Below are 8091 nucleotides of genomic sequence, written 5' to 3' on the forward strand. Positions count from 1 at the left end.
AGATTAGATTAACTATGACCAACAGTTTCCATAGTGCAAGGATCCATACTAATGATTGTACGTCTCATTCAATCTTTTCGTAAAATGTTCTAATTCTTCAGATACAGTTCTTATGTGGCCTATATATTCTACTAGTTTTTTCTTACTAACTTCCTCTTCTGCTATAGAAGTTAATCCCAATAGATTTGTCACTGGTTTTCGCAGAACATGAGATATATCGAAAGCTATTTGCTCCATTTTCTTTTCATATTCCTTTTGAGCCGAGATATTTTGAATGATTCCATACCAAACCAGGGAATCATCATTCTGTTTTTCTATTTGAGATCTGCCTAAAAAATATTCAATCTGTTGGTTATCCTTTGTTACTCTAAATTCCACTTCCCAGTCAGTACGATTTTGAATGGCTTCCTGTATGCTTTGCTTTACCGTTTCTAAATCATCAGGATGAACTGTTTTTAATATTTTTAAAGGTTCCGTTTTAAGGATTTCAGTATTAGAATAAGGATATATATCACTGACCCCTTTACTTATAAAATCTATTGACATTTTACCCTCCCGATCCACTCGAAATTGATAGATCACTCCCGGTAAATGATCTGTGAGTCTTCTCAATTTTCGGGCATTAGAAGCAATCTCATTTTTTTGTTCATGTATCGTTTTTCTGGCATTAAGGTAATTCATTGTTTTTTTTGCCAAATTCTGTAGTGCTCTTTCCTGACTTTTAGAGAGTGTTCTCGGTTTAGTATCTACGACACATAAAGTCCCCAGTACGTTGCCATTTGGTGTTTCTAATGGTGCACCGGCATAAAAACGTATACCTGATTTTTTTGTAACACTTGGAAATTTTTTAAACCTCTCATCTTTTAATGCATCCTCCACTACCAAAATTTCCTTTGGTTTATGAAGAGTATGTTGACAAAAAGTTTTGTTTCTTTCCTCTTCACTAGCTTCAATTCCTTTCTTAGCTTTAAACCACTGCCTATCTTTATCAATAAAGCCAATAATAGAAATAGGAGTATCACAAACTACAGAAGCAATGTCAGCTAATTCTTCAAATATTTCTTCAGGTGGTGTATCAAGTATATCATATTCCTTAAGTTCTTGGAGTCTTGTCTGTTCACTCATCCTTTGGGGGATTTAAAATTAAAATTTTATAACAACTTCTTTACTCTGGAATTTTAATCGTCCGGACAATTAAGAAAATAACTCTACAGTTTTGCAGAATCTTTTAGAAGCTTTTTGTTTAGTTTTAGCGGGTATTATATCTTTATTTATGGATAATAGATAACAAAATCATTTCACTGGTGACTTTAATTGGCTGGTAGAAAATGAAAAATACCAGCCAGGTTTAAACTTTTTATAATTAGATATTTTTTGCTTCAGCTCCATTCAATCTAATAAAATTTGTCAGTCTTATAGTTTTCTTAATGCTTGTTTAACGGAGATTTAACGGGGAATTAAGGGAATTTGTTAATGGATTTTGCAATTCTAAAATATTACTTTTTCAAAATATACTGGGAAAGCCTCGAAATCGTTTTTCATGTGGATTATACTGTTTGGCGGAGTGTGGGGTTATTATTGTCACCCAGGCCATCTTTTTCCCTACCTCACATTGCGGCTATAGCCACAAATCAACAGGTGAAGAGAGGGGGAGTTTATTGAAAACCCGTTCCCTTAATATTGAGAGTAGCGGAGCTGTTGCTATTTTGCACTGGCCCAAGCCTGTTTGTTTTCATGTACACCTTAGGTTTTGCTGAAAGTACCAGATACGATTAAGTTAACGCTGATATTATAATTAATTACATTTCATTACTTTAGTACGACTCTCTTTCCTCATGTTTTTCTTTCAGAGCAGAAGTACTAAGCACCAGCATTGCGCTGACAATTATAATGTTTTTTAAAATGTACTGGCCGACAAGAGTGAATGTTAACTCAGGAAAAAATAGCAATGGAGTAAATGTGCCGGCGATATGCAATAGTACCAATACAAGGGTAAGCGGTCTGAGGATATTCAGCAGCAAAAGAAATCCTATGGCGGTTTCCCACAAAGCCAGCAGTATCATGGAAAACTCTGGAGATAGTAATCCAAAAGTTAATGTCTGAACGGTCGTAGTAGCCAAATCTTCAGCAGGACTTAGATTAGGTGAAAATTTTAGTATCCCAAACAAACAATATATGAAACCAATACTGATGCGTAACAAGAAAGTTCCCTGAAGCACAGTCCAGCGTTCGATCTTTTCTCTCATATTTAGTCCGGACATGTTGATTGGTTTTTCATTCTGCTCCATCTGAATATGCTTTTCTGTAAAAGTAGTCTGATTTATATCTCTCATCCCAAATAGTTTCCTAATAACTCATAAAATATTTCAAAGTAGGAGATTGAGGATGGGATAACCAAATTAATTTTATTTTTTTATATTATTTCTTGTTATTAAATGAGATCCAGTTAAAGATAATCGGACATCAGAAACCGATATGTAAACTGAATTCTTATTCAAATACTAAAAAAGGAGGTCCTTTTAATTTCCTTTGTCAAATATTTGTCAACGAGACATAAAAAAACTATAACGCATTGAAAAATAATACTGTTACAGGTTTTAAAAATACTCGAGACGGAGTGCACTTAAAGGATAATAGAATTTTAGAACTGGTAAACCACGGATTAATTAAGGATGATTTTAAGGCATACTCTGTGGCCAATATTTATAAGAGCGATATCAATACCAACACTCCTGAATTTCTTAAGCCGGTATGGGGAAAGGCGAGCAGGGTAAGGTATTTTAGTTTTATGATATTCAAAAGAGCTGAAATTTTTCTAAATTACTCAAAATTCTACTGGAATACAGTTTGGATATTCATTCCTGTTTTTACTTATAGTGAGATTCAAAAATGAAAATTTTCATATAGGTTCCAATATTTGGATCAATTTCCACTAATTTTTCTTCGTTCTTCAAAAATCTGATCCAATTTTCCAATATCAGAACTCAATTTATTTTCCAGAACTCTTGCATAGATTTGGGTAGTAGAGAGTTTGGAATGTCCTAAAATTTTTGAAACCGTTTCAATGGGTACTCCGTTTGATAATGTCACAGTGGTAGCAAAAGTATGCCGCGCAGAATGAAAGGTGATCTTTTTTCTTATGCCAACAGACTGCATAATTTCTTTGAGGTATTTATTGATTTTCTGATTGGAAATTACAGGGAAAACTTTATTCTCATTATTAACATTATTATCTCTATATTTTTTAAGAATTACTTTGGCAGAGCAGAGGAGAGGTATTTTTACTGCTTGCTGGGTTTTTTTCCGCTTTGTATAAATCCAATCTTTCCCATCCATACCTTTAACAATCTTGTCATTTGTGAGCTCTTTTAAATCAATATATGGGAGTCCAGAATAACAAGCAAAGAGAAACATATCTTTGACCCGTTCAAGGGATTCGCTTTTAAAATAGGTATGAGACAGTTTCTCTAATTCCCGTTCGGTTAAGAATTGCCGTTCACTTGTTTCAAATTTTAAACTGTAGTTTTTAAATGGATTCTTTTCCAACCATTCTAATTTTACTGCCAGGTTTAACAATTTCTGCAAACGTTCTAGATGTTTCATCGTACCGTTGGTGCCACAAGTTTTTCGATGCTTTTTGGGGCGGTAACCTCTTAAAAACATTTCAAATTCGGTGATAAATTGATAATTAATATACTTCAGAAAAATGTTATCTGTATTTTTCTCGCTTCTTAAAAACTCTTCAAGGTACCTGGCCGTTGTATAGTAATTTTTTAACGTTCCCCATTTGAGGACATCTTTCATTTTTATATTATGGTAACTTATGATATCCTTTAAGGTTTTATGATCTTCATCCAGGCCGAGATAAGAAGCTTTTATTTTGGCTGCTGTAATCAGCGAATCTTTCTCCAAAAGTTTTTTATGGGTATCGAGCAGTTGTGAATAAACTTGGTCAAGATAACTGTTCAATTTTTTGATCTGGGGAGTATTTCCTCTTAATCTTCCTTTAGAGTTATCCCATTCATTCACTGAAGTCTTCCTCTTAAGACTCATTTCAGAGCATTTTCCATTTACGGTAATTCGTGCGTAAATTGACAAATCAGTTGTATTCCGCTTCAAATTTCTAGTAAAGAAAAGTACGGAAAAGGTAGTAAAATCAGGCATTTCTAGCGTCTTTAGATTAAACAATAAATTTTAAAGACGAAAGTCAAATCAGTAGAAATGTCTTACTAAGATAGTGATTTTAGAATAAAAATGTATTCACCGAATCATTCACTAAACTAGGTGAATTCATATGACATCATCTGATATCGCTAAAAACAAAAAACACTGAAAATCAATAGATTAACAGTGTTTTATTGCATTTTTAAATTCATTTTGTCGGGATGACAGGATTTGAACCTGCGACCCCACGCCCCCCAGGCGTATACGCTACCAGACTGCGCCACATCCCGATTAATAAAAGCTCAATTTCAAATTTTCAGTAAATCTTTTTTAAAAGAGTTTCCGAGTTAAGTGACCTGGTTTGAGCAAAGACCATAAATCAACTATTTAATTCCAGCTACAAATTAAAGTGCTTATTTACTATTATCAAAGTGAAAAGCCCATTTTTTAAGAACTTAATATTTAACCCTCTTTATGTGTCTGATAGCCAGATTTTAAAATTCGAAAAGATAGTTTTCCATTTCTTAACTTCAGGATTCCTGGCTATCACTTAGAAACTAAAAAGGTTGTTTTAAAAGTCTGACTTACTTTTAAAACAACCTTTAATATTTTAAAGAGTTATTTATTACTGAATGCTACGTTGGATTTTTTCAATAGCATTTTGTATAGACTTATCGGGTTCTATAATATTGTTGCTTCCCCAGAATTGCAAGTCAGTAAATCCTGAAATATCATCGGCCATAACCACTCTTTTGTTAAGGAAGTTCTCACCTTTTTTAATTCTATCTTCGGTTTGGGGCTGCCAGTTAGTGACCGCCATTTCAGAATCTACCTGGTATCTGGAATTAAACAGTTTTTTCTTCCAATTTACTACAAAAAGAAGCCGCGCATTGGAGTATCCAAAATACCATTTTCCATCTTGTTGATGGTAGTCTATATCATACATTACTTCAATAGGATAGACCTTAGTACCGCCGGGCTTTTTATTTACAAACATATTGGTTGCCGCTCGCCTGTTGTCTACATTCATATTTAATTTTGCTCGTACCAGGCTTTGGGTTTCAGCATCAATAAATAAAGTTCCAAAAAACCAGGGCATTTCTTTGTTGTTGTCTTCAAAGCTAACTACATACAAATGGCGATTATCGATTTGAGTTGGTTCTTCAAAATTAAAATTATAATTATCAAGATCGTAATCGTAAAAAAGATATTCAGGGTACTTCATTACATCAATAAAGAGTGTATTAAATGGCCCTCCACGTAATTTCAGTGCCAGGGTATCTAAACGGTCGTAATCTGCCGTTTTTCGGGCTTTAATTAGTTCTATATCTTCTTCCCCAAAATGACTGTAAGGTTTTTTATGAATTTTTACTACTGCCTCACTCAGTGATACATTGCGATTTCCTTTACTAATAGTTTCTCTGTAAAAAGCAGTCATTTCAGTAGGATCGTCAATATAATTATCACCACGGTTATCCAGCATTGTACGTACCAGCCTGCGGGCATCTCCGGCTTCATAAACTTTTACTTCAGAAAGTTCTTCTACCACGGGGTCCAGGTAAATAATAGTGCCCTGGGGTTTAAAATAACTCAAGAGCAGGTTTTTACTCTGGTAGCCCAGGTAAGAAATATTTACTGTTGCTGGACTGGTACCTTTAGGTACTTTTAGGGAGAATTTTCCTTCGGAATTAGTAACCGTAGAAATATTGGTTTGGTTTACCGATAAATGGGCGTTCATTATCACGTCTTCATTTTCGGAGTTAAGTACCTTACCTTTGTATTCCACAAAATCCTGAGAGGGATCCTGTAAAAATGGAGCGGCATTTAAGGGGGCATAGCAAATTAGCATACCCACTAATAAAAGCATTAGGGTTTTTAGATTTTTCACAGCTATAAATTTTTGATATTCATCCTAATATACGAAATATTAAGCAGAATAAATAGCGCAATTGAGTATGAAGAGATAATTTCTTTGTTTTGAGCGGAGGATTTAGCAATAGCGTAAAAATTAACTAATTTGGGGTTAGAAATCAACTGACTTAAGTTTAAACTATATATGGGTCACGATCATCACAAACATTCATCAGGGAAAAAACTCAAACTTGTGTTTTTCTTAAATCTTGGATTCACCATCCTTGAATTTATAGGAGGGATTTATGTGAATAGTATTGCTATTATTTCAGATGCGGTACACGACCTGGGAGACAGCCTTTCTCTGGGTACTTCCTGGTATCTTGATCATAAATCCCAGCAAAAAAGTGACTCAAAATTTTCCTTTGGTTATAGAAGATTTTCCCTTTTGGGAGCGTTAATAAATAGCTTGGTACTTATTATAGGGTCTATTTATGTGATTTCTGAAGCAGTAGGAAGGTTAATGGCGCCGGAAGAATCTGATGCCAAAGGCATGATGATCTTGGCCATTGTAGGAGTAGCAGTTAACGGCTTTGCTGCCTGGAAATTGAGCAGCGGCAAAACCCTGAATGAAAAGGTGATTTCCTGGCATCTTATGGAAGATGTTCTCGGCTGGATAGCAGTTCTCATTGTTTCTATCATTCTGCAATTTAAAGATATTCTTTACCTGGACCCTACTTTATCCCTCCTTATTACCTTATATATCCTGTGGAACGTCTTTAAAAGGCTTAAAGAGACGCTTTTTATTTTCCTGCAGGGCACCCCAGAGGACATCAATCTGGAGGAAGTAAAACAAAGGATTGAAAAAATTGCCGGGGTGGCTTCCTCGCATCACGTGCATATCTGGTCTCAGGAAGGAGAACATCACGTATTTACTGCCCATGTAAAACTGCAGCATATCCAAAACTTCGAAGAATATTTCAAAGTTAAAACAGAAGTATTAGATTCTCTTGAAAACTATAATTTTGAGCATTTTACCGTTCAATTTGAACTGGATTCCGAAACCTGTAGTTTGGAGTGATTTCAGTTCTCAGTCTATAAACCTTAAATTTTTGAACTATGAACCTTTTCACCCCAAACCATAAAAATACTTTCTAATAAATTAGCTATCAGTTATTCATATATAATTTAATTTTCGGGGCTTTATGAGCATCAACATTAGTTAAAATCTTTGTATTTTTGAAATGACTAACTAGCAAAACAATCTAAATTTCTTCAATTGCCCTACTCCGAAGAGATAAGGAATAGCTCCTGTATTTGATACAGGCAGATAAATCTTAAATATGTCGTGGTATGTTTTATACACTAAACCCAGAACGGAAAAAAGGGTGGCCGAAGGTTTAGAACAAATGGGGGTAGATGTCTATTGCCCTTTAATTACTGAAGTTAAACAGTGGAAAGACCGAAAGAAAAAGCTCAAGACACCACTTTTCAAATCTTATGTCTTTATTAAACTGGATGAAAAAAACCGCAATAGGGTTTTTGATGTTCCCGGCGTAGTTAGATATTTATTCTGGCTTGGCAAACCTGCTATTGTGCGGAATGAAGAGATTGAGGTCATCCAGGAGTGGCTAGAAGATGATAAAGTTGAGGATGCTAAAGTAGAACACTTAAATGAAGGCGATAAAATAACCATTAAAAATGGGGCTTTTAAAGACCAGGAAGCTATTATTCGGGATGTTGGAAAGAGAAAAATGCGTTTAATACTGCCAAAACTCGGGTTTACCGTAGAAGTGAATACTAAAGAGGTTATTTGAATCCTCTTCGGTTTGTCATTGCGAAGCCGGTGAGGGAGTGTTAGCTCAACTCTGTCTGGCTTTCCTTCCGGGGGTACCCCCGGAAGGAAAAATTTTAGCTGGTTTTATTGGTTGCTAAATCCAACTCCAGTCGGCCTTCAAATTTAATGGCTAATTGTTGAACTACCAAGCCCCAGTTCTGCAGGGGAGTGTTCCATTTCTTTTCTATTCTTTGGGTTGTCAGGTATACCAGCTTTAAGAGTGCCATATCATTGGTGAA

Annotated in this window: 7 protein-coding genes and 1 tRNA gene; 3 read left to right on the top strand and 5 right to left on the bottom strand. The window is 35.0% G+C overall.

Going from position 1 to position 8091, the window contains the following annotated elements; genetic code table 11:
* Positions 1–48: 48 nt before the first annotated feature.
* Entirely contained in the window at positions 49–1125 is a 1077-nt protein-coding gene (locus LB467_RS16920; protein ID WP_224475233.1) for a GAF domain-containing protein, read from the bottom strand.
* 689 nt (positions 1126–1814) lie between these two features.
* Positions 1815–2333, bottom strand: a complete 519-nt coding sequence (locus tag LB467_RS16925) for a DoxX family membrane protein (protein ID WP_224475234.1) — start codon at positions 2331–2333, stop codon at positions 1815–1817.
* A gap of 239 nt (positions 2334–2572) precedes the next feature.
* Here LB467_RS16925 and LB467_RS16930 point away from each other — a divergent pair, with 239 nt between their 5' ends.
* Entirely contained in the window at positions 2573–2893 is a 321-nt protein-coding gene (locus LB467_RS16930; protein WP_224475235.1) for a hypothetical protein, read from the top strand.
* Positions 2894–2922: 29 nt separating this feature from the next.
* Here the strand turns inward: LB467_RS16930 and LB467_RS16935 are convergent, their stop codons facing one another.
* From LB467_RS16935 to LB467_RS16945, 3 genes are all read right to left on the bottom strand, one after another.
* A complete protein-coding gene (locus LB467_RS16935; RefSeq protein WP_224475236.1) occupies positions 2923–4164 on the bottom strand; it encodes a site-specific integrase in 1242 nt (413 codons plus the stop codon).
* A gap of 216 nt (positions 4165–4380) precedes the next feature.
* Positions 4381–4454, bottom strand: a tRNA-Pro gene (locus LB467_RS16940).
* Positions 4455–4789: 335 nt separating this feature from the next.
* On the bottom strand, positions 4790–6052 hold the full coding sequence (locus tag LB467_RS16945) for a carboxypeptidase-like regulatory domain-containing protein (protein ID WP_224475237.1): 1263 nt from the start codon (positions 6050–6052) through the stop codon (positions 4790–4792).
* Between the two features lie 168 nt (positions 6053–6220).
* Here LB467_RS16945 and LB467_RS16950 point away from each other — a divergent pair, with 168 nt between their 5' ends.
* The gene (locus LB467_RS16950) at positions 6221–7096 is read left to right on the top strand and encodes a cation diffusion facilitator family transporter (protein WP_224475238.1); all 876 of its coding nucleotides are present in this window, start codon (positions 6221–6223) and stop codon (positions 7094–7096) included.
* Positions 7097–7358: 262 nt separating this feature from the next.
* Entirely contained in the window at positions 7359–7832 is a 474-nt protein-coding gene (gene nusG / locus LB467_RS16955) for a transcription termination/antitermination protein NusG (protein ID WP_224475239.1), read from the top strand.
* The last annotated feature ends 259 nt before the right edge of the window (positions 7833–8091 follow it).

Source organism: Salegentibacter tibetensis, assembly GCF_020164485.1.
In the GTDB taxonomy this organism is placed as follows: Bacteria; Bacteroidota; Bacteroidia; order Flavobacteriales; family Flavobacteriaceae; genus Salegentibacter; species Salegentibacter tibetensis.

Coding starts and splice junctions, on each gene's coding strand:
- LB467_RS16935 (WP_224475236.1), bottom strand. CDS start 4,164: ATGCCTGATTTTACTACCTTTTCCGTACTTTTCTTTACTAGAAATTTG.
- LB467_RS16925 (WP_224475234.1), bottom strand. CDS start 2,333: ATGAGAGATATAAATCAGACTACTTTTACAGAAAAGCATATTCAGATG.
- nusG (WP_224475239.1), top strand. CDS start 7,359: ATGTCGTGGTATGTTTTATACACTAAACCCAGAACGGAAAAAAGGGTG.
- LB467_RS16950 (WP_224475238.1), top strand. CDS start 6,221: ATGGGTCACGATCATCACAAACATTCATCAGGGAAAAAACTCAAACTT.
- LB467_RS16920 (WP_224475233.1), bottom strand. CDS start 1,125: ATGAGTGAACAGACAAGACTCCAAGAACTTAAGGAATATGATATACTT.